This is a genomic window from Paraoerskovia marina DSM 21750, assembly GCF_000701465.1.
GTDB lineage: Bacteria > Actinomycetota > Actinomycetes > Actinomycetales > Cellulomonadaceae > Paraoerskovia > Paraoerskovia marina.
Genome location: NZ_JNIY01000003.1, coordinates 550752 through 569949 on the forward strand (window position 1 = coordinate 550752; position 19198 = coordinate 569949).

Consider the following 19198-nt stretch of genomic DNA (forward strand, 5'->3'; position numbering starts at 1 on the left):
CGTGGTACTCCGAGACTGCCCCCGTGCGCTCGCGAGGTCAACGGCAACCGCGCGTGTCGGCGCCGCGACGCCCGAAGCTGTTCTCTCTATCTGACGCAGATGGCTGATGTGTCATGATGGGTGGCGTGGCGACGAAACCCGCACGACGGCGCACAGCCGGGTGGATCCCGGACCAGCACGGGGCCTGGGCGATGCTCGCCGTACCCCTGGTCGTCGGGGTCGTGCTCTCCGGGTTCGCGTGGACGCACCTGCTCCTCGCGCTGACCTGGTTCCTCGGGTACTTCGCGTTCTTCGCGATCGGTCGCTGGGTCAAGTCGCACCTCAAGACACGATTCCTGCATCCCGCGCGTGCCTACACCCTGGCCGTGCTGCCCCTGGGTGTTGCCCTCGTCGCGCTCGTGCCCGCACTCGCCTGGTGGGTTCCCGTCTACCTCCCGCTCGTCGCGGTCAGCCTCTGGTGCTCCTACCGCCGCAAGGACCGCTCGGTCCTGAACGACGGCGTGACCATCCTCGCGGCCTGCCTCATGATCCCGGTCTCGTTCGTCGTCGCGGACGTGGGGCGCGTCGCCGAACCGCCGTACCTCCTCGGCGCCGGGCAGGTCTGGGCGATCTTCGCCGTCGTGCTCGCCTACTTCCTCGGGACCGTCCCGTACGTCAAGAGCATGATCCGACGGCGCGGGGAGCCTGCCTACCGCCGCGCCTCGGTCCTCTTCCACGTCGGCGTCGGCGTGCTCGCCTGCACCGCCCTGGCGCTTGCCGGCCTCGCGGTGTGGCCGGCCGCCGTCGTGCTCCTCGTCGCCGCGGTGCGGGCCGACGTCGTCCCCCGGTTCACGACGGCGAGCCCCCCGCAGCTGGGCGTCGGCGAGCTCGCGATGAGCCTGGCCGTGACCGTCGTCGCGATCTGGCTGCCCGCCGCACCGATGCTCTGAACGGCCGCCGCGACGTCGGATCGGTATGCCGCTGGCGAACATCGGCATACCGAGGGGGTGCGGGCCGTTGTGCCCCTATACAGTCGTTGCGGTCAGGCCTGATCAGCACTCAGGTGTAAGCCGCTCGTGAGGGAGCAGCCATGTTCGAGAGATTCACGGACCGAGCCCGTCGGGTCGTCGTCCTCGCCCAAGAAGAGGCGCGGATGCTGAACCACAACTACATCGGCACGGAGCACATTCTGCTCGGCCTGATCCACGAGGGAGAGGGAGTCGCCGCCAAGGCGCTCGAGTCCCTCGACATCTCGCTCGACGGCGTGCGCTCGCAGGTCACCGAGATCATCGGCGAGGGACAGCAGGCCCCCAGCGGCCACATCCCGTTCACGCCGCGCGCCAAGAAGGTGCTGGAGCTCTCGCTGCGCGAGGCCCTGCAGCTCGGCCACAACTACATCGGCACCGAGCACATCCTGCTCGGCCTCATCCGTGAGGGCGAGGGTGTCGCCGCGCAGGTGCTGACCAAGATGGGCGCCGACCTGAACAAGGTCCGCCAGCAGGTCATCCAGCTGCTCTCGGGCTACCAGGGCAAGGAGCCTGCCGTCGCCGCAGGCGGCCCGCAGGAGGGGCAGCCCTCCGGGTCCGCGGTGCTCGACCAGTTCGGCCGCAACCTCACCCAGGCCGCGCGCGAGTCGAAGCTCGACCCCGTCGTCGGTCGCTCGCTCGAGATCGAGCGCGTCATGCAGGTCCTGTCGCGCCGCACCAAGAACAACCCCGTCCTCATCGGCGAGCCCGGCGTCGGCAAGACCGCCGTCGTCGAGGGCCTCGCCCAGGACATCGTCCGCGGCGACGTCCCGGAGACGCTGAAGGACAAGCAGCTCTACACGCTCGACCTCGGCTCGCTCGTCGCCGGGTCCCGCTACCGCGGTGACTTCGAGGAGCGCCTCAAGAAGGTCCTCAAGGAGATCCGCACCCGCGGCGACATCATCCTGTTCATCGACGAGATCCACACCCTCGTCGGAGCAGGGGCCGCCGAGGGCGCGATCGACGCTGCGTCGATCCTCAAGCCGATGCTCGCCCGCGGTGAGCTCCAGACGATCGGTGCGACCACCCTCGAGGAGTACCGCAAGCACATCGAGAAGGACGCCGCGCTCGAGCGCCGCTTCCAGCCGATCCAGGTCAACGAGCCGACGCTGCCGCACACCATTGAGATCCTCAAGGGTCTGCGCGACCGCTACGAGGCGCACCACCGTGTCTCGATCACCGACGCGGCGCTCGTGGCCGCCGCGACGCTCGCCGACCGGTACATCAACGACCGGTTCCTGCCCGACAAGGCGATCGACCTCGTCGACGAGGCGGGCGCGCGTCTGCGCATCCGTCGCATGACGGCGCCGCCGGAGCTCAAGGAGCTCGACGACCGCATCGCCGACGCGCGTCGTGACAAGGAGTCCGCGATCGACGAGCAGGACTTCGAGCGTGCCGCGGGCCTCCGCGACACCGAGAAGCAGCTGACCGCGGAGCGTGCCGACAAGGAGAAGGCCTGGAAGGCCGGCGACCTCGACACGATCTCCGAGGTCGACGAAGAGCTCATCGCCGAGGTGCTCGCGATGTCGACCGGCATCCCGGTCGTCAAGCTCACCGAGGAGGAGTCCTCGCGCCTGCTCCACATGGAGGACGAGCTGCACAAGCGCGTCGTCGGGCAGGAGGCCGCCATCAAGGGGCTCTCGCAGGCGATCCGCCGTACCCGCGCGGGCCTGAAGGACCCGAAGCGTCCGGGTGGGTCGTTCATCTTCGCCGGCCCGACCGGCGTCGGGAAGACGGAGCTCGCGAAGGCCCTCGCCGAGTTCCTCTTCGACGACGAGGACGCTCTCATCCAGCTCGACATGTCCGAGTTCTCGGAGAAGCACACGGTCTCGCGGCTCTTCGGCTCGCCCCCCGGCTACGTCGGCTACGACGAGGGTGGCCAGCTCACCGAGAAGGTGCGCCGCCGTCCGTTCTCCGTGGTCCTCTTCGACGAGGTGGAGAAGGCGCACGCCGACATCTTCAACTCGCTGCTGCAGATCCTCGAGGACGGTCGACTCACCGACTCCCAGGGCCGTGTCGTCGACTTCAAGAACACGGTCATCATCATGACGACCAACCTCGGCACGCGGGACATCGCCAAGGGCGTCCAGACCGGCTTCAACGCCGGCGGCGACCTCTCGACGTCCTACGACCGGATGAAGTCGAAGGTGAACGAGGAGCTCAAGCAGCACTTCCGCCCCGAGTTCCTCAACCGTGTCGACGACGTGGTGGTCTTCCCGCAGCTCACGCAGCCCGAGATCGTCGAGATCGTCGACCTGATGGTCGCCAAGCTCGACAAGCGTCTGCAGGACAAGGACATGGGCATCGAGCTCACGCCCGCCGCCAAGACGCTGCTCGCCGAGAAGGGCTATGACCCGGTGCTCGGTGCCCGACCGCTGCGTCGTGCGCTCCAGCGGGACATCGAGGACGTGCTGTCCGAGAAGATCCTGTTCTCGGAGCTCAAGGCCGGCGAGGTCGTGATCGTCGACGCCGAGGGCGAGGGTCTGCTCGGAGAGTTCACCTTCCGCGGCATCCCGAAGTCCGACCACGAGTCCGGCCCGATCTCGGTCGGCGCGGCCGCCGCCCTCGATGCCCCCACGGGCGTGTCGACGAGCGACCTGCCGCCGACCGGCGAGATGGAAGCCGGCGCCTGACCGGTCCCGCACGACCCGGCGCCCTCGGGCGCCCACGACGACGGCCCCGTTCCTCCTCACGGAGGGGCGGGGCCGTCGTCGTCCGTGAGCGGAGTCGTCGGCCGCTCGCGGGAGATCGCGGTGCCGTCGGTCATCGGGTGCGGCTGCGGTCCGCCACCGGGGTGCGGCCACCGTCCGTCAGCGGCCTGCGGTCCGCCACCGGGTGCGGCCGCGCTTCGCCTCCCCGGTGTCGAGCGGCTGCGGTGCGTCTGTCGTGCGTCTGCTGCTGCCGAGGGGCACGTTCTGGTCGTCTCGGCAGCGTCGTGACGACCCGAACGTGCCCCTCGGCGCTGCTGGGCGCTGCTGGGCGTTGCTCGGTGCCGGTTCGTGCTGCTCGGTGCGGGTCACGGTCACGGTCGCGGTGCGGCCGTCGCGAGCGCCGAGCGCACCATCGCGACCACCCGGTCGGGGTGCCGGAGCTGATGCCGGTCGACGACGAGCACGGTCCACCCCGCGAGCCTGAGCCGGTTGAGCCGGTCGCGGTCGCGCCGGATCCGCTCCGGGGTGTCGTGGTGCGCCCCGTCGTACTCGACGGCCACCCGGAGCTCGGGCCAGCCGAGATCGACACGTGCGACGAACGATCCGCGGTGGGTGACGGCGACCTGCGTCTGCGGACGGGGAAGCCCGGCGAGCACCAGGAGCACGCGCAGGCGCGACTCCCGGGGCGACTCTGACCCGGGGTCGACGAGGTCGAGGGCCTGACGCAGCATCCGGATTCCTCGCGCGCCGGGACGGGTCGCAGCCAGCGCCCGGGTCGCAGAGACAGCTGCGGGCTCGACGCGCGCCAACATGTCGAGAGCGGCGACGGCACGAGAGACCGGGAGGAGACGTCCGACGTCGAAGGCCGTCCGGGCTGGTGACGTCGTGCGGCCGAACGCCGTCCGGACGATCTCCCTCGGCGCGAGCGACGCCCGGCTGACCTCGATCTCCGCGCGTCGGCGGACCCGTCTCGCCAGGGTCATCTGCGCCGGAGACGAGACCTCGGCGAGGTCGATGCCGTGTGCCCAGAGCGCGCTGAGCCCGGAGACGACCGCGTCCTCGCCGAGTGCGGCACGCGCGGCGCGGATCCGCGTGCCGTGGTCGAGCGGACTGCCGGCCTCGACGTAGATCCCGCGCGTCAGCGTCGTGAAGGCAGGGCCGCGCAGGTGTCCGGGCGTCGCGTGGTCGAGCGCGTCGCGTCGACTTCTGGGATGCAACCGCAGTGCGTGCGGGACCGGGCGCGGTGGGTGAGCCATCGCACCAGGGTCGCGGGGTTCCCCGCCAGCCGACGGGCATGGAGTCGATCTGTGGACGGCGGGCTCCGATTTGCAGCGTGGACCCGGGCCTGTGGACGGCGCGGTCCGCAGTGCTGCCGAGTGGCACGTTGTTGTCGCGATGGATCCGCTGAAGCGACCAGAACGTGCCGCTCGGCAGGCAGCGGCGACGCTAGGCAGACAGGAGCGCGCGGAGGTCAGCCTCGGCCCGCGTCGGAGTGCACGGCCGGCAGCCCAGCGCGGTCCACTCGCGCACGAGACGCGGTTCGTCGCGCATCAGGCCCCAGCCGCGGCGCACCAGCGTCAACGGTGGCTTGCGGCGCTCGCCGAGGTCCCGCAAGAGGCGGAACCAGGCGGTGACGACGGCGGGTCGGGCCAGGCAGATCGCATCCGCCAGCACGTCCTCGGAGCGCAGACGGTCGACGATGTGCGCAGCGAAGATCCCCTCTGCGAGCACGAGCGGCGCCTCGCTGACGTCCAACCGGGTCGTCCCGGTACGGCGCGAGCTCGGGATGTCGTAGATCGGAATGTCGGCCTCGCCTGTTGTGCACAGTTCGACGAGCGCCGCCACGGCCGCGTCGGCGTCCCAGCTCTGCGGGTCGTCCCAGTCGACGATCCCGAACCGCTTCGGCATGTCCGGATGGTCCTGGTCCCGGTAAAACTCGTCGAGCTCCATGACGGGGATGCCGAGGCGACGCGTCAGAGACGTCTTGCCCGACCCGGAGGCGCCCGTCATCAGGACGACGCGTGCACGAGGACGGCGGACGTGCTCGGGGAGGTCGAAGAGCGTCTCGACGGGCTCGACGGGCGTCTCGACGGGCTCGACGGGCGCGCTGGTCGAGCTTGTCGAGACCTGGCGTGGCGCCTCGACGGGCGTCTCGACGGGCTCGACGGGCGCGCTGGTCGAGCTTGTCGAGACCTTGCGTGGCGTCTCGACGGGCGTCTCGTCGGGACCGGTCGGTGTGGTCGACATCGCGCGGCCTACCGAAAGCGCTGGACCGCGCGCGGCGCGGCCTCGGCCAGGTCTCGCACGGCCGGGTGCTCGGGTGCGGCGAGGATGTCGCGCATCGACCCTGACGCGACGAACGTCCCGTCGGCCAGGACGTGCACGGTGGGGCAGAGACGCTCGACGAGCTCGAGGTCGTGGGTCGCGAGGAGCACGGCGATCCCGTCGTCCTCGACCACGGAGCTGAGCAGACGTGCGATCTCGCCGCGCATCGCCGGGTCGACCGCCGAGAGGGGTTCGTCGAGCACGAGGATCTCCGGGCGGGTGGCCAGCGCGAGCGCGAGGGCGAGCCGTTGCTGCTCGCCGCCGGAGAGCGTCGCGATGGGCCGGGAGTCGTGCTGGGGCCCGAGCAGGACGAGGTCCATGAGGTCCTCGACGGTCGCGGAGCTGGAGCGGCCGGTCCGCCGCGCCGTGGCCAGCGCACGCGTGAGCTCGCGGGACGCGGTGGAGCGCCGGTCGGCCACCGGGATGCCGTTCTGGGAGACGCGGCGGACCGCGGCGCCGAACTGCTTCTTCCTGCTCCCGCGCAGGCGGTGCACGGTGGATCCGCCCCACGTGACCGTCCCGCCGCGGGGCTTCGTGAGTCCGAGCATCGCGAAGAGGAGGCTCGACTTCCCGGACCCCATCGGCCCGATCAGCCCGACGGGTGACTGCCCGGGGGTGAGGTCGAGCGAGACACCGCGGACGACGTCGGACGACTCACCGGCCCACAGGTCGCGGGCGCTGAGCGTGGTCTGGGGGTGGGGCATGCGGCGTCTTCCCTCGGGGTCGGTGCAAGCGGTAGGTCAAACGGTACCCAGGAATCCTGAGAGGTGGTCGCCGGTCGCTCGCGGACGTGAGCAGCACGGCGCCGGACGTCGGTGCTCGCGTACCGTGCGGGCATGAGCACCAGCCACGGACCCGACGAGTCCCGTTCGCGCGAGGCAGCCGCGGCCAAGGAGGAACGGGCCGGGCGCGCCGGTCTGTCGTTCGTCGGCGAGTGGCTGCTCGTCGCGCTCCTGACGTTCCTCGGCAGCCTCCTGCTGGTGACGTTCCCCGCGGCGCTCGCGGCGGGCGTCGCACACCTCCGCCGGCACGTGACGGGCCGCGACACGCGCCTGGCGCTGTACTGGCGGGACCTCGGCCGGAGCCTGCGGGTGCTGTGGCCCGCGGGTCTGGTGCTGCCGGCTCTGGTGGTCGTCGTGAACCTGAACCTCCTGATGGCACGGTCGGGCTCCCTGCCGGGCGCGGGCGTCGTGGTGGTGGCGACGCTGGTCCTCGCCCTCGGGGTCGCCGTCGTCGTGGTCCGCTCCGCGGCGGCGTGGTCGCGCGCGACGGGCCTGCGGCGCGAACCGTCGCCCCGCTTCGCCGAGCTCTCCCGTCTCGCCTGGGACCGTACCGGCGCGGACTGGTCGGGCTCGCTCCTGGTCGCACTTGCCGTCGTCGGGTGCGTCGGTCTGGTCTACGCCTACCGGCCGCTGGTCGTGCTCGTCGGTGCCGTGCTCGCGGTCGTGCTCCTCGGGGTGGAGGCGCGGCGCGCGCGTCGGGGGATCTAGCGGACGATCACCACGTGCAGGGTCCGGGGTCCGTGCACTCCCTCGACGCGGCTGAGCTCGATGTCGCTGGTCGCGCTCGGCCCGGAGATCCAGGTGATCGGGCGTGCAGGGTGGGGTGCGAGCATCCGGATCGCCTCGGGCAGGAGATGGACCACCTGGTCGGCCCGCAGCACGCAGACGTGCACGTCCGGCACGAGGGTGATCGCCCGGCGTCCCTGGTCGGGCTCTCCGTCCAGCAGGATCGTCCCGGTGTCGGCGCAGGCCACGCGGGCGGCGGTCACGACGGCGCCCGCCGCGTCGAGCGTGGCGACGTCGAGGGGTTCCTCGCGAGAGTCTTCGAGCACCTCCGGCACCCAGTCGGCCCGCCAGGCGACGTCGAGCCCGGTGGGCACGACGACGGTCCGCGCGTCGGCGATCAACGCAGCGACGGTCTCGGCGACGGTCGGGGTCGTCGCGTGGTGGACGGTCGCGCGGTAGTCCACGAGGCGGTCGACGAGCAGGTCGACGACGTCGTCGGACCCCGGCGCGAGGTCGCCCGTGACCCGGTACTCGCGGGGGACGGGTACGTCGAGCTCGTCGGCCCCCAGCGCCTCGCGGGCCCTCCCGAGGATCTGCGTCCGTGCGTCGCTCATGCGTTCTCCTCCGCTGCGCCGTCTCCGTCGTTCCCGTCGTGCTCGTCCGCCCACCAGTCCCGGAAGCTCTGCCGCGGTGGCGCGGGAAGGTCGCGCGATGCCGTCCACGCCGACATCGGCGGCGGGAGCGTGCCGACGTACCCCTTGCGGCCTGCCAGCACGCGCAGCGCCGCGGTGCCCTTCTCTGCCCGGCCGAGCCGCGCGCCGTCGGACATCACCCAGCTCGCGGCCTTCATCGCACCGTCCCAGCCGGTCGGCACCGTGCGCTCGCGGCGGGAGTCGACGTCGCGGGCCCGCAGGTGCACGAGCAGGGACGGGATGTCGATCTTGACGGGGCACGCGTCGAAGCAGGCCCCGCACAGCGTCGAGGCGTAGGGCAGGGAGGCGTTGGCGTCGCCGTGCGGCGCGTCCTCGGTCCCGGCGCCGGTCAGGAGCGGTGTCAGCACCGCGCCGATCGGGCCCGGGTAGACCGAGCCGTAGGCGTGCCCGCCGACCCGCTCGTAGACCGGGCAGACGTTCAGGCATGCCGAGCAGCGGATGCAGTGCAGCGCCGCGCGGCCCACGTCGTCGGCGAGGGCGCGGGTGCGCCCGTTGTCGAGCAGGATCAGGTGAAAGTCCTGCGGGCCGTCGCCCGGCGTCACGCCGGTCCACAGCGACGTGTACGGGTTCATCCGCTCGCCCGTGGACGATCGGGGCAGCAGCTGGCCGAAGACCTCGAGGTCCGTGAACGTCGGCACGACCTTCTCGATCCCCATCACGGTCACGAGCGTCTCGGGCAGCGTCAGGCACATCCGGCCGTTGCCCTCGGACTCGACGACGGTCAGCGTCCCCGAGTCGGCGACCCCGAAGTTCGCGCCCGAGACGGCCATCCGCGCCGAGAGGAACTTGCGTCGCAGATGTACCCGCGCGGCCTCCGCGAGCTCGCGGGGAGCGTCGCCGAGGTCGTCGGGCGCGCCCTCCATGCGGGCCAGGAACAACCGGCGGATCTCCTCGCGGTTGCGATGGATGGCGGGGACGAGGATGTGCGAGGGCATGTCCTCGGAGAGCTGCACGATCAGCTCGGCGAGGTCCGTCTCGACGGCCGCGATCCCCGCCTCGGCGAGCGCCTCGTTGAGGCCGATCTCCTGCGTGGCCATGGACTTGACCTTGACGATCTCGTCGACGGCCCGCTCGCGGGCGATCCGGGTGACGATCGCGTTCGCCTCGTCGGCGTCCCGGGCCCAGTGGACGGTGCCGCCGCGGGCGGTGACGTTCTCCTCGAGCTGGGCGAGCAGCTCCGGCAGCCGGGCCATCACGTCGCCCTTGACGGCCGACCCGGTGTCGCGCAGGGCCTCCCAGTCGGGGACCTCGCCGACGACGCTCGCGCGCTTGTCCCGGATGGTCGACGTCGCGTGGCCCAGGTTGCGGCGCATCTGCGCGTCGTCGAGCGCGCGCCGGGCGGCGACGGGGAAGGGGTCGCCCCAGCGCAGGGGGTCGTCGGCGTGCGGGACCGGGCCGAGCGGCCCCTCCTCGGGCGTGCTGGACCGGTGGCGGGGGAGTCCGAGGAACGTGCTCATCGCGAACCCCCGACCGGGCGGGTGCGGGTCCGGGGGGCGTCCGACAGGGGGGTCGGGTGTTCGCGCGTCGAGGCGAGCACCTCCGCGAGGTGCAGCGTCGTCGTGGCCGAGCCTCGTCGGGACAGCCCGCCGCCGATGTGCAGGAGGCACGAGCGGTCGCCGGCCACGAGGACGTCGGCGGCGGTCGAGTCGACGGCGTCGCACTTGTCGTCGAGCATCGCGGACGACGTCGGGGCGTTCTTCAGTGCGAACGTCCCCCCGAACCCGCAGCAGCCGTCCGCCTGCGGGAGGTCGACGAGGTCGATCCCCTCGACGGCGCGGAGCAGCGCCTCGGGCCGGTCACCGACGCGCAGCATCCGCAACGAGTGACAGGTCGGGTGGTAGGTGACGCGGTGGGGAAAGTACGCGCCGACGTCGGTGACGCCGAGGACGTCGACGAGGAGCTCGGAGAGCTCGTAGGTCCGGGCAGAGACGGCCTCGGCGCGCGTCGCCAGGTCCTCGTCCCCCGCACGGCGGGCCACCATCGCCTGCTGGTGCCGGATCGAGCCGGTGCACGAGCCCGACGGGACGACGACGGCGTCCCAGGCCCCGGTCAGCACCGGGTCGAACGTCTGGACGTGGTTGCGGACGACGGGGAGCGCCTCGTCCATGTAGCCGGTGTTGACGTGCATCTGCCCGCAGCACGCCTGGCTCTCGGGGAAGACGACGGTGTGGCCGAGCCTCTCGAGGAGTCGGACGGTGGCGCGGGGTGCGCCGGGGAACATGGCGTCGGCGACGCAGGTCGCGAACAGGGCGATGCGCATGCGGCTCCTCGTTGAGTCCGGTCGTGTGGTCTGACCACAGACTCTACCTGATGTGGTCAGACCTCACTGTCGCACCTACGCTGTGCCTGTGCGCGCCCACGAGAAGGTCCTAGCCCAGGTCGAGGCCGACCTTGCCGCGGGGCGGTGGGGACTCGGCGAACGACTCCCGGCCGAGCGGGCGCTCGCCGAGGAGCTCGAGGTCTCGCGCGCATCGGTCCGTGAGGCGATGCGGATCCTCGAGGCCATGGGGATCGTCCGCACCGCCGTCGGCTCGGGGCCGAGCGCCGGCGCGACCGTCGTCGACCGTCCGGCCGCGGGGCTCGGAGCGGCGGTTCGTCTGCATCTCGCCTCCGGCACGCTCCCGGTCGCAGACGTCGTCGCGACCCGCGTGCTGCTGGAGACGTGGGCCCTCGCCGAGATCGACGCGGGTCCCGACGAGTTCTCGGCCGCGGCGGAGATCGTCGCGGCGATGGAGACCGAGTCCGACCCGAACGCCTTCCACGCGCTCGACGCCGCCTTCCACCTCGAGCTGGTGCGGCTCGCGGGCAACGGCCTCGTCGAGGCGATCATGTCCGGCCTGCGCGGAGCGATCGAGGCATACGTGGCCGCCGCGGCGGCGAGACTTCCCGACTGGCCCGGCACGGCCGCCCGCCTCCAGCACGAGCATCGGGAGATCCTCGACGCCGCCGTGCGCGGCGACGGCGACCGGGCTGCCCGTCTGGTCCGCGCGCACATCGAGGGGTACTCGCGCGAGGCCGGCCTCGGCGTCACGAGGTAGCGAGACGTCCTGCCCGGGTCAGGCCTGGGCGACGCCCGTGCTCGAGGCGCGCACGACCAGCTCGGGCTGGAACGTGATCTGCTCCGCGGCGCTGGCCGGGTCGGCCAGCAGGAGGTCTGCTGCGCGGAAGCCGAGCTGGTGCGTCGGCTGGCGCACGGAGGTGAGCGGCGTGGAGAGCTCTGCCGCAAAGTCGACGTCGTCGTACCCGACGACGGCCATCCCGTGCGGCACCGAGATCCCCTCGCGCCGCAGGACGCGCAGGGCGCCGAGCGCCGCCAGGTCGTTGATGCAGAAGGTCGCCGTGGGAACGTCAGGCATCTGCAGGATCTCGCGCATCCCTGCCTCGCCGCCGTCCGCGTTGTGCGAAGAGATGGTGACGTCGACGAGCACCTCGTCCGGGTCGAGGCCGGCGTCGGCCACGGCGCGGCGAGCACCGGTCCACCGGTCGGCGCACTGCCGGATGAAGTGCGGGCCGTTGAGGAACGCGATGCGCTCGTGACCCAGCGTCAGCAGGTGCCGGACGGCCATCTCTCCGCCGGCGACGTCGTCGACGGCCACCGACGACAGCCCGGACACGGGGGAGGGGCGGTCGAGCAGCACGACGGCGACCCCGCGCCGCCGCACGGCGAGGAGGTGGTCGATGTCGGAGGTCGCGGGGACGACCATGATGCCCTGCACGCCGTGCTCCTCGAAGAGTCGCAGATAGCGTGCCTCGCGGTCCGGGTCCTCGTCGGAGCTCGCGAGCATGACGGTGAAGTCGTCCTGGCTCAGCCGGTCCTCGATGCCGCGGGCGACGTCCGTGAAGAAGGGGTTCGCGACGTCGAGCACGATCGCCCCCGCGGTCGTGATGGTGCCGGCGCGGAGCTGGCGCGCCGAGCCGTTCGGGACGAACGAGAGCTTGTCGATCGCGGCGAGGACGCGGTCGCGCGTCGCAGGAGAGACGCGGTCCGGCCGGTTCAGCACGTTGGACACGGTGCCGACCGAGACGCCGGCGGTCCGGGCGACGTCGCTGATGGAGGCGCGGCGTTGCGGCGCGGTGGTGGTCATGACGCTCCTTGTGGTCCTCGTTCGCGCTCGGTCGACGGTGCCCGCTGCCACCCTAGGGGTGTGGCGGGCCTCAGGCCGGGTGTTACGTTCGGCCACACTATATGAACCGATTCACAACGGGAGGTCGTCATGGCACACGTGTGCTTCGTGTCGCAGGTGAAGCAGGAGATGCTCGAGGAGTACCGGGCTGCGCACGCCGCGGTCTGGCCCGAGATGCTCGAGGCGCTGGCCGAGTCGGGGTGGCGCGACTATCGGCTCTTTCTCGGGGCGGACGGCCTGCTCGTCGGAGTGCTGGAGGCCGACGACTTCGAGCGGGCACAGCGTGAGATGTCTGCTCGCGACGTCAACGCGCGGTGGCAGTCCGCGATGCAGGAGTACTTTGACTCGTCCGCAGGGCGGCCGGACGAGTCGTTCCGGGTGCTCGACGAGGTGTTCCACCTCGAGGGGCAGCTCGCGGAGATTCCGGGGCGGCGCGAGCGGGGACTTTGAATCGTTACATTTCCGAGACGGTCTGCTGTTGACCGGTCGCCGGATGAGTTCTACGGTAACGGCAATGAAACGATTCATAACCTCGCGATGAAGGGAGGGTTGCTCGATGACGAGTAATCACGAGGCCGCACCGGCGCCGGTCGTGCTGGAACTGCGGAACGCTGTGAAGTCCTTCGGGGCCGTCGTCGCGGTCAGCGACGGCACGATCGAACTGCGTGAGGGCGAGATCCATGCGCTGATCGGTGAGAACGGCGCGGGGAAGTCCACGATGGTCAAGATTCTGGCCGGTGTGCATCGCCCTGACGTCGCGACGTTCCAGGTGGCGGGTGAGGACGCGAGCTTCCGGAACGTCGGCGACAGCAAGGCGGCCGGGATCTCGGTGATCTACCAGGAGCCCACGCTCTTTCCCGACCTCACGGTCGCCGAGAACATCTTCATCGGGCGGCAGCCGGTCAACCGCCTGCGCCTGATCGACCGCCGGCGCATGCGCCGGGACGCTGCCGCGCTGTTCGCCGAGCTCGGCGTCGACCTCGACCCCCACCGCATCGCCGACGGGCTGTCGATCGCAGACCAGCAGCTCATCGAGATCGCCAAGGCGATCTCGATGGACGCCCGCGTCCTCGTGATGGACGAGCCGACGGCGGCGCTGAGCGGTGCCGAGGTCGACAGGTTGTTCACCGTTGCGCGACGGCTGCGGGACCAGGGCGTCGGGATCCTCTTCATCTCTCACCGGTTCGAGGAGATCTTCGCCCTGACGGACCGGATCACCGTCATGCGTGACGGCGCCTACGTCAGCACGCACCAGACTGCCGAGACCACGGAGGCCGAGGTCGTCCGCGAGATGGTGGGCCGGTCGGTCGACCAGCTCTTCCCCAAGGAGCCCGCCCCGATCGGGGAGCCGGTGCTCGAGGTCACAGGTCTCACTCGCCGCGGCATCTTCTCCGACATCAACCTCGTCGTGCGCTCGGGCGAGATCGTCGGGCTCGCCGGACTGGTCGGCGCCGGGCGTACCGAAGTGGCCCGCGCCGTCTTCGGCATCGACCGGTACGACGACGGGTCGGTGACGCTGAACGGCACACCGATCCCGCCGCACGACCCGCAGGCCTCCATCGACGCGGGCATCGCCTTCGTGCCCGAGGACCGTCGCAAGCAGGGGCTCGTCATGGATCTTTCCGTGGCGCGCAACGCCACCCTCGCCGTCCGGCGCGAGCTCGCTCGGATGGGTCTGATCAGCGCGAGCCACGAACGCGAGGTCGCCGAGGAGTGGACGGACAGGCTGCAGGTCAAGACGAGCTCGCAGTCCGCACCGGTATCGACGCTCTCCGGGGGCAACCAGCAGAAGGTCGTGCTCGCGAAGTGGCTCGCCACCGAGCCGTCCCTGCTGATCATCGACGAGCCGACCCGCGGGATCGACGTCGGCACCAAGTCCGAGGTCCACCGCCTGATCTCCGACCTCGCCGGCCGGGGGATCGCCATCCTGATGATCTCGTCCGAGCTGCCCGAGGTCCTCGGCATGGCCGACCGCGTCGTCGTGATGCGGGAGGGACGAGTGTCCGAGGTCATCGATCGTTCCGACGCCGTCCCCGAGGCCGTCATGCGCGCCGCGACGGCAGCACGAGAGGAGGTCCCGGCATGAGCAACCTGACCGCGACCGCGGAGCCGACCGAGCAGGACTCCACCTGGGCCGCACGCGCCTTCGAGTCGCTGCGGCACATGCGAGAGCTGCCCGTGCTCGCCGCTCTCGTCGTCCTGATCGTCGTCACGTATGCCGTCAACCCTCTCTTCCTCTCGCCGCAGGGCGTGAAGGACCTGATGCTGAACTCGACGATCGTGGTGATCCTCGCGGTCGGTCAGGCGATGGTGATCATCACGCGGAACGTCGACCTGTCGATCGGCTCGATCGTCGGCCTGACGGCGTTCCTGACCGGCACGCTCTTCTCCGGCAACCCTGACCTGCCGATCGCCGTCGTCCTCGTCGCGGGAATCCTGCTCGGAGGAGCGCTCGGGATGTTCAACGGACTCCTTGTCACGTTGGCGGGCGTCCCGGCTCTCGTGATCACCCTGGGGACGCTCTACATCTTCCGCGGGCTGAATAACGCCTGGGCGGGCGGGACGCAGTACTTCGCGGACGACAGGCCCCAGGCCTTCGGAAACCTCAGTGTGCAGACGGTCCTCGGCATACCGATCATCACCCTGATCGCGGTCGCGGTGGTTCTCGTCGCCGGCCTGGTCATGGCGCGGACCCGCCCAGGACGTGACCTCTATGCCATCGGCTCCGATCCCGACGCCGCGAAGCTCTTCGGGATCCCGACCACCCAGCGTGTGCTGTCGGCGTTCGTCGTGAACGGGATGCTGGCCGGTCTCGCCGGGGTGCTGTACGCGTCGCGCTTCAACTCGGTGGGCGCGACGACGGGGACGGGCATCGAGCTGGACATCGTCGCCGCAGCGGTCGTCGGCGGCGTCGCGATCTTCGGCGGCAGCGGGTCGGTGGTGGGCGCCGCGTTCGGCGCCGTGCTCCTCACCACGATCACCAGCGCCTTGACGGCCGTGCGGGTCGACAAGTTCTGGCAGCAGGCGATCGTCGGAGTCCTGATCCTCGCCGCCATCATCATCGACCGTCTCGTCGCGATGCGGAACGAACGGAAGCTACGAGCGGAGGCGCAGCGATGAGCACCATCGTTTCCCCAGAGAAGAAGGCCGCACGGCCACGGTGGCAGAACGCGCTGCTGAGCCGCGACGCGGTGATGGTAGCGATCCTGATCGCGACGATCATCACGGCGTCGGCGATGCTCCCGCGCTTCGCGTCGCCGCTGACCGTCGGCTTCCTCCTGATCGACGTGATCCCGGTGCTGCTGATCGCGATGCCCATGACTCTGGTCATCATCGCCGGTGAGATCGACCTCTCGGTCGCGAGCACCGCCGGGCTGACGAGCGCGCTCATGGGCGTTCTGTGGCAGAGCGGGCAGTCGATGGTCACGATCGTCGTCCTCGGCCTGATCGCCGGCCTGCTCTGCGGCGCCCTCAACGGTCTGCTCGTCGCGGGCCTCGGGCTTCCGTCGCTCGCCGTCACCATCGGGACGCTCGCGCTCTACCGAGGGCTGGCCCTCGTCACCATCGGCGACGACGCGGTGGCGGACTTCCCGGTCGAGGCCACCTCGTTCGTCACGTCGAAGATCGGTGCGACGGGCATTCCCGTGGTGATGATCGGTGCCCTGCTGATCGTGTTGGCCTACGCCGTCGTCCTTCACATGACGCCGTTCGGCCGGGGTCTCTTCGCACTCGGCTTCAGCACGGAGGCGGCCAAGTTCGTCGGGGTCAAGGTGGACCGGACGAAGTTCTGGCTGTTCGTCGGCACGGGCGTGGTCTCTGCCCTGGCCGGGATCTTCTGGACGCTGCGGTACTCGAGCGCACGGTCGGACAACGCCTCCGGGCTCGAGCTCGCCGTGGTCGCCGCCGTCCTGCTCGGCGGAGTCTCGATCTTCGGCGGCCGTGGAACCATCCTCGGCGTCGTCTCCGCGGTCCTCCTGATCGGCACGGTGAACTACGGACTACGCCTCGAGCGGGTCTCCGACGTCGTCCTGATCATCGTGACCGGTGCCCTGCTGATCATCTCCGTCGTCGGTCCGCGGATCGCCGAAGGAGTCGCGACCCGATGGCGCGGCCGACGCCTGCGCGCACGCGTGAGCCCGACCTCGTCCTGATGCACGACCCCCGCACCACCTGAGCTCCACCAACGAGAGGACAAACAACGATGTTGCCCAATCTTCACCCCCGCCAGCCCCGACGTGTCGGCCGCAAGTCTGCCGCGGCCGTCGCACTCGTCGCGTCGACCGCACTGGTCCTGAGCGCCTGCGCGTCGGACGACGGCGCCGCCGACGACGGCAGCTCCGACGGCGATCAGGCGATCACGTTCATCCCCAAGCAGCTCAACAACCCCTACACCGACGTCGTCCTCGGCGGCGGCGAGGACGGGGCCGACGCGGCCGGCTTCGGCGCGAGCGAGGTCGTCGGACCTCTCGAGGCCAGCGCCTCGAGCCAGGTGACCTTCATCAACGCCGAGACGCAGGCGGGCACCGACGTGCTCGTCATCGCCGCCAACGACCCTGACGCCGTCTGCCCCGCGCTCGGAGAGGCGCGTGACGCCGGCGCGAAGATCGTCGCGTTCGACTCCGACACGAACCCGGACTGCCGCGACGTCTTCATCAGCCAGGTCGTCGCCAAGGACGTCGCGCTGATCCAGGTCGAGCTCATTGCCGAGCAGATCGGCGGATCCGGCGAGATCGCGATCCTCTCCGCCACCGCGAACGCGACCAACCAGAACGAGTGGATCGAGTTCATGGAGGAAGAGCTCGCCACGAACCCCGACTACGCGGACATCGAGCTCGTCGCGAAGGTCTACGGCGACGACGACGACGCGAAGTCGTTCCAGGAGGCCCAGGGCCTGATGCAGGCGTACCCCGACCTCAAGGGAATCGTCTCGCCCACGACCGTCGGCATCGCCGCCACCGCACGGTACCTCTCGACGTCGGAGTACAAGGGCGAGGTCGCGCTGACCGGACTCGGGCTCCCGAACGAGATGCGACCGTTCGTCAAGGACGGGACCGTCGAGGCGTTCGCCCTCTGGGACCCGGCGCAGCTCGGCTACGTCGCCGCGTTCGCCGGCAAGGCGCTCGCCGACGGCGAGATCACGGGCGCCGAGGGTGACACGTTCGCCGCCGGTGACCTGGGTGACCGCGAGGTCGGAGAGGGCGGCGTCGTGATCGTCGGACCTCCGACGACGTTCGACGCGGACAACATCGACGACTACGACTTCTAGTCCGGTCCCGGATCCGTCACCCGAAGGAGGGAAACCCATGAACGCCAGCAACACGGCAGATGTCGACGGTCTCCTGACGCGTCGTGCGGTGCGGCAGTCGCGGATCGGCCTGGTCGCCGGAGGGCTGGGGGCCTACTGGCCCCAGTTCCCGGGGCTACGGCCGCAGCTCGAGGAGTCGGTGGGCTACGTGCGCTCACGGTTCGAGCAGATGGACGCCGAGGTCGTCGACGGGGGATTCATCTCTGACGCGGGCGAGGGCGCCGTCGCTGCGGAAAAGCTGCGTGTGGCGGATCCGGACCTCGTCGTCATCTTCCTGACGACCTACCTCACGGCGTCGATGGTGCTGCCGATCGCCCAGCGGACGGGCGCGCCCGTGCTCGTGATCGACCTGCAGCCCACGACGTCGATGAACCACGCAGAGACCGGCACCGCGGAGTGGCTCGCATACTGCGGGCAGTGCTCGGTGCCCGAGCTCGGCAACGTCTTCCGGCGCGCCGGGATCGAGTTCCGCTCGGTCTCGGGTCACCTGAAGGACCCGCACGCGTGGGAGCGGATCGATCGCTGGGTCGCGGCTGCGAAGGTCCGTGGTCGGATGCGCCGAGCGCGACACGGTCTGATGGGCCACCTGTACCCGGGCATGCTGGACGTCTCGACCGATCTCACGCTGGTCTCGAGCCAGTTCGGCTCACACGTGGAGGTCCTCGAGTTCGACGATCTCCGGACCCGCGTGGCGGCGGTGACCGAGCCGGAGATCGCGGACCGGGTCGCCCTGGCGAGGCAGGTGTTCGACCTCGACGACTCCGTCGACCCGGTCGACCTCGCCTGGGGCGCTCAGGTCTCGGTCGGGCTCGACCGGCTCGTCGAGGACTTCGACCTGGACAGCCTGGCGTACTACCACCGGGGGCTCGACGGCGAGATCCACGAGCGCCTGGGCGCCGGGATGATTCTCGGTGCGTCGCTCCTGACCGCGCGAGGAGTCCCGTGCGCAGGGGAGTACGAGCTGCGCAACAGCCTCGCGATGCTGATCGCGGACACGCTCGGCGCAGGCGGCTCCTTCACCGAGATCCAGGCGTTGAACTTCGACGACGACGTGGTCGAGATGGGGCACGACGGCCCGGCGCACCTCCAGATCAGCGAGAACAAGCCGCTTCTGCGCGGGCTCGGGGTCTACCACGGCAAGCGCGGCTGGGGTGTGAGCGTCGAGTTCGACGTGGAGTCCGGGCCGGTCACGACGTTCGGCGTCGGGCAGGAGCGGGACGGCTCGTTCGTGTTCGTCGCCTCTGAGGGAACCGTCGTCCCTGGCCCGCTCCTGCAGATCGGGAACACGACGTCGCGGGTGAGCTTCGGCTGCCACCCCGGCGACTGGGTGGACGCGTGGAGCGCCAGCGGTGTCGACCACCACTGGGCTCTCGCGACAGGCCATCGAGCCGCGGACCTTCGGGCTGCAGCGAGCCTCCTCGGGATCCCGTTCCGACTCGTGACGGCCTAGCGCCGAGGTGGTGTCCCAGGTGTTCCGGACCGGCAGGACGTCGCCAGCGACGTCGGCCTCCCCGCCAGCAGCAACGACCGAAAGCAATCAGACGACGAACGACGCGCGGCACCGCCGA

The 19198-nt window shown here is 70.7% G+C and carries 17 protein-coding genes; 10 read left to right on the forward strand and 7 right to left on the reverse strand.

The window, feature by feature from the left end:
* The first annotated feature begins 125 nt into the window (after positions 1–125).
* Positions 126–929, forward strand: a complete 804-nt coding sequence (locus Q343_RS0102665; RefSeq protein WP_162175456.1) for a YwiC-like family protein — start codon at positions 126–128, stop codon at positions 927–929.
* A 140-nt stretch (positions 930–1069) separates the two neighbouring features.
* Positions 1070–3637, forward strand: coding sequence for an ATP-dependent Clp protease ATP-binding subunit (locus Q343_RS0102670; protein ID WP_029252045.1), 2568 nt, complete (start codon positions 1070–1072; stop codon positions 3635–3637).
* Positions 3638–4026: 389 nt separating this feature from the next.
* On the opposite strand, the gene Q343_RS0102675 is transcribed toward Q343_RS0102670, so the two are convergent.
* From Q343_RS0102675 to Q343_RS0102685, 3 genes are all read right to left on the reverse strand, one after another.
* A complete protein-coding gene (locus tag Q343_RS0102675) occupies positions 4027–4911 on the reverse strand; it encodes a DUF559 domain-containing protein (RefSeq protein ID WP_052366800.1) in 885 nt (294 codons plus the stop codon).
* 190 nt (positions 4912–5101) lie between these two features.
* Positions 5102–5902, reverse strand: coding sequence for a uridine kinase family protein (locus Q343_RS0102680; RefSeq protein WP_248616723.1), 801 nt, complete (start codon positions 5900–5902; stop codon positions 5102–5104).
* An 8-nt stretch (positions 5903–5910) separates the two neighbouring features.
* Positions 5911–6684, reverse strand: coding sequence for an ABC transporter ATP-binding protein (locus Q343_RS0102685; RefSeq protein ID WP_029252048.1), 774 nt, complete (start codon positions 6682–6684; stop codon positions 5911–5913).
* Positions 6685–6816: 132 nt separating this feature from the next.
* On the opposite strand from Q343_RS0102685, the gene Q343_RS0102690 reads away from it, so the two are divergent.
* Entirely contained in the window at positions 6817–7470 is a 654-nt protein-coding gene (locus tag Q343_RS0102690; protein WP_155990607.1) for a Poxvirus protein I5, read from the forward strand.
* On the opposite strand, the gene Q343_RS0102695 is transcribed toward Q343_RS0102690, so the two are convergent.
* From Q343_RS0102695 to Q343_RS0102705, 3 genes are read right to left on the reverse strand one after another with little or no spacing between them, the layout of a single operon-like run.
* Positions 7467–8102: a LutC/YkgG family protein gene (locus tag Q343_RS0102695; RefSeq protein WP_029252050.1), complete on the reverse strand. Its 636-nt coding sequence runs from the start codon at positions 8100–8102 to the stop codon at positions 7467–7469. The genes Q343_RS0102690 and Q343_RS0102695 overlap by 4 nt on opposite strands.
* Positions 8099–9658 carry a lactate utilization protein B gene (locus tag Q343_RS0102700; RefSeq protein ID WP_081829571.1) on the reverse strand — a complete coding sequence of 520 codons (1560 nt, stop codon included), beginning with the start codon at positions 9656–9658 and terminating at the stop codon, positions 8099–8101. Before Q343_RS0102700 ends, Q343_RS0102695 begins: the two co-directional genes overlap by 4 nt.
* On the reverse strand, positions 9655–10461 hold the full coding sequence (locus Q343_RS0102705) for a (Fe-S)-binding protein (RefSeq protein ID WP_029252052.1): 807 nt from the start codon (positions 10459–10461) through the stop codon (positions 9655–9657). Before Q343_RS0102705 ends, Q343_RS0102700 begins: the two co-directional genes overlap by 4 nt.
* A gap of 88 nt (positions 10462–10549) precedes the next feature.
* Here Q343_RS0102705 and Q343_RS0102710 point away from each other — a divergent pair, with 88 nt between their 5' ends.
* A complete protein-coding gene (locus Q343_RS0102710) occupies positions 10550–11239 on the forward strand; it encodes a FadR/GntR family transcriptional regulator (RefSeq protein ID WP_043109170.1) in 690 nt (229 codons plus the stop codon).
* 18 nt (positions 11240–11257) lie between these two features.
* Here Q343_RS0102710 and Q343_RS0102715 read toward each other — a convergent pair whose 3' ends face one another.
* Positions 11258–12286: a LacI family DNA-binding transcriptional regulator gene (locus Q343_RS0102715; protein ID WP_029252054.1), complete on the reverse strand. Its 1029-nt coding sequence runs from the start codon at positions 12284–12286 to the stop codon at positions 11258–11260.
* 129 nt (positions 12287–12415) lie between these two features.
* Between Q343_RS0102715 and Q343_RS0102720 the strand changes: the two genes are divergently transcribed.
* From Q343_RS0102720 to Q343_RS0102745, 6 genes are all read left to right on the forward strand, one after another.
* Positions 12416–12775: an L-rhamnose mutarotase gene (locus Q343_RS0102720; protein WP_029252055.1), complete on the forward strand. Its 360-nt coding sequence runs from the start codon at positions 12416–12418 to the stop codon at positions 12773–12775.
* 106 nt (positions 12776–12881) lie between these two features.
* Positions 12882–14411 (forward strand): sugar ABC transporter ATP-binding protein, encoded by a 1530-nt coding sequence (locus Q343_RS0102725; RefSeq protein ID WP_029252056.1) that lies wholly within the window; start codon positions 12882–12884, stop codon positions 14409–14411.
* Positions 14408–15445, forward strand: a complete 1038-nt coding sequence (locus tag Q343_RS0102730) for an ABC transporter permease (protein ID WP_029252057.1) — start codon at positions 14408–14410, stop codon at positions 15443–15445. Before Q343_RS0102725 ends, Q343_RS0102730 begins: the two co-directional genes overlap by 4 nt.
* Entirely contained in the window at positions 15442–16476 is a 1035-nt protein-coding gene (locus Q343_RS0102735) for an ABC transporter permease (protein WP_029252058.1), read from the forward strand. Before Q343_RS0102730 ends, Q343_RS0102735 begins: the two co-directional genes overlap by 4 nt.
* Before the next feature lie 50 nt (positions 16477–16526).
* Positions 16527–17591 carry a rhamnose ABC transporter substrate-binding protein gene (rhaS, locus tag Q343_RS0102740; protein ID WP_029252059.1) on the forward strand — a complete coding sequence of 355 codons (1065 nt, stop codon included), beginning with the start codon at positions 16527–16529 and terminating at the stop codon, positions 17589–17591.
* A gap of 37 nt (positions 17592–17628) precedes the next feature.
* Positions 17629–19080 (forward strand): L-fucose/L-arabinose isomerase family protein, encoded by a 1452-nt coding sequence (locus tag Q343_RS0102745; RefSeq protein WP_029252060.1) that lies wholly within the window; start codon positions 17629–17631, stop codon positions 19078–19080.
* The last annotated feature ends 118 nt before the right edge of the window (positions 19081–19198 follow it).